Annotated in this window: 3 protein-coding genes; 1 reads left to right on the top strand and 2 read right to left on the bottom strand. The window is 55.4% G+C overall.

What is annotated here, in order from left to right; genetic code table 11:
* Both ABX962_RS35075 and ABX962_RS35070 read right to left on the bottom strand, forming a co-directional pair.
* A partial coding sequence (locus ABX962_RS35075) for a hypothetical protein (RefSeq protein WP_372726299.1) occupies positions 1–185 on the bottom strand: 185 nt, incomplete at its 3' end.
* A 169-nt stretch (positions 186–354) separates the two neighbouring features.
* On the bottom strand, positions 355–1,458 hold the full coding sequence (locus tag ABX962_RS35070) for a hypothetical protein (protein ID WP_372726298.1): 1,104 nt from the start codon (positions 1,456–1,458) through the stop codon (positions 355–357).
* Between the two features lie 385 nt (positions 1,459–1,843).
* Between ABX962_RS35070 and ABX962_RS35065 the strand changes: the two genes are divergently transcribed.
* On the top strand, positions 1,844–2,005 hold the full coding sequence (locus ABX962_RS35065; protein ID WP_372726297.1) for a hypothetical protein: 162 nt from the start codon (positions 1,844–1,846) through the stop codon (positions 2,003–2,005).
* The last annotated feature ends 222 nt before the right edge of the window (positions 2,006–2,227 follow it).

The raw sequence follows: 2,227 nt of genomic DNA, 5'->3' as shown, positions 1-2,227 counted from the left end.
CCGATGGCAAAACCAATCAACGTCGTGATCATGCATAGCAGGATTGCCAGTCGACGATCACAAGCTGGATAAGCGACGATGTCGCTGGGTGCCTTGCCGCCGAGGGATTCACCAGCGAACCCGTCGTGGATATCCGCCGAACCGTGCTCGAGTTGCAATTCATTTTGAAGGGGATAGATTCGCATCGATGAGACAGCCTTTAAAAAAGAAGATGGCAGGTAAAACTTAGCACACAGACGCACGGAGTCACGTTAAACAAAGTCGTGCCAGACAACGTCTGCGGCAGACTGAGTCGCGGCAAAAAAATAGCCCGGGCCAGCCAAATAGCTGCCCGGGCTACGGTGAGCCGCTTGCTTATGATTTCAGCAAAATGCCGATCGCAACGAGGTAGCGTTCGATCGTTTCGGCATCGGTTTGTTCCCACTTAGCCGACTTGTGACGCAGCACGGCTAACTTCAGCGATTCAATGGCATCGGCCAAATCATCGGGAAGTTCGGGTAGTCCTGCGAACGGTTGGCTGGTCGAAGGAATCTCGGCCGAGGATTCTGATTTCGACTCGGCCTCGGTCATCGGCGGGTTCGCCTTGGAGGCATCCATCGCCGAAAACTCTTCTTCGTCACCAAAGTCGGGGCCTTCGGGCCGCGGTCCCGTGGCGACTTCGCCGGCGCTCTCTTCGTCAAAATCTTTGGTACGGCCGCCGCCTTGCGCAGGCAACACGACGTCTTCGTCGGTGTCGACTTCGACAATTTGGCTGTTGGTTGGCCGTTGCGATTCGACCGCTCCGGTGGCTTCCCAGCGTTTTTCACGCATTTGGGAAACACTCCAAGATTCCTGGACGGCACCTTCAAGCCACATCGGAGCGTCGTCCCAATCGAGAGCCGCTAGAAAATGGCTCCAATACAGTTTGTCATAGGTGGCACGAGTCGAACCGAAACGGTCGAAAACGCGACGCAAACGTCCCACGTGCGGTGCGGTCACGCCGCCCACGCGACGTGCCCATGCTTCGTCGGAGTATTCGGTCGAAGGCGCCCCCGACTCGATCAGTGCCAAACGCCACTGGTGGACGATTTCGCCCTTTTCCCAATTCGTCGTGCTGATCAATTGGTTCCACTGGCCTACAAACGGCTGAGCCAATTCGGCCAAGCGTGGATCGTCTTCATCCCAAGCTTGCTTGGCTTCGACGATCTCTTGCTCATCGACATCCGATTCGCTCGCTTCGCTCACCAACACTTCGGCGTTGTCCGCATCATCGGCCGAGGCAACGGGGGGGGCGACGTCGTCGCTCGAATCGACGTCTTCGTACGTTTCGGTCTCTAAATTTGTTTCGGTTTCATAACTGGATTGGTTTTCATACGTTTCGGTCCCATGGGAATCGAGTTCCTGGGAATCGGTCGCAGAAACTTCCGCCGCATCGACATCCGTTTGCACAGGTACGTCGTAAGAATCTTCGGGGGTCATCGGCATCCGTCGCGTGAGGAGTGGGAATCAGTGCATCGAGGCTTCAGGCCGAACCATGAGGCGTGAAAAGCCAGAAAACGGGGCAGACAAGACTCGCCTTGCCACCGCACGTCTACGCTAACGAACGATGAAGCCGCAATGAAGTCACTCGTATCAATTTCGGTCATGGCCCCGCAAAACACACGTTAGTCGTAGCGATTGCAGAAACAATGCGGTGTGGAAAAAGTGTCACGAACTTGCTCTAAAACCGAATCGATCGGAATTTAGCGGGTGCGGAGTCATTGCATACGGCACATTTTTCGCTCGCGGAAAGATCAAAACGCCCCCGGCCGAGGGAGCGAATCGTACGTCCACTGCAGCCGCAAACGAAAATTCGGGTGGAGTAATGAGTCTGAGACGCACGAATCCACTGACCGGCCCTGGAAAAGGCGATTTAACGAGCGTCGCGGCGATTTTTGCTCAAGTCACCCGTCGCATTGACACCTTGGCACAATCGATACAGCATGCGGCTGGTCCTCCCGCGTTGCCAGAAACCCCGCATTGCTAGAATTCTCGCGTGCCCCTATTAACTGCTTCGCTGCCGCCTGACATGCCTATGGTATGCCGCCGGCTTGCTTCCTCGTTATCCCCGTGCCCCTGCTGCTATGACAAAACTCTTCGAAAAACTGACGCTCAAAGATGTTACGCTGCGAAACCGCATCGCCGTGTCACCGATGTGTCAATATTCATCCGACAATGGCTTTCCAAACGATTGGCATCTCGTCCATCT

This window comes from Novipirellula sp., assembly GCF_041583735.1.
Classification (GTDB): domain Bacteria; phylum Planctomycetota; class Planctomycetia; order Pirellulales; family Pirellulaceae; genus Novipirellula.
Note: the sequence above shows the minus strand (reverse complement) of the source record. Positions and strands in the feature narration are given on the sequence as shown.

What these genes read in the sequence shown, in the direction of transcription:
- ABX962_RS35070 (WP_372726298.1), bottom strand. Translation starts at nt 1,458, where the DNA reads ATGACCCCCGAAGATTCTTACGACGTACCTGTGCAAACGGATGTCGAT.
- ABX962_RS35065 (WP_372726297.1), top strand. Translation starts at nt 1,844, where the DNA reads ATGAGTCTGAGACGCACGAATCCACTGACCGGCCCTGGAAAAGGCGAT.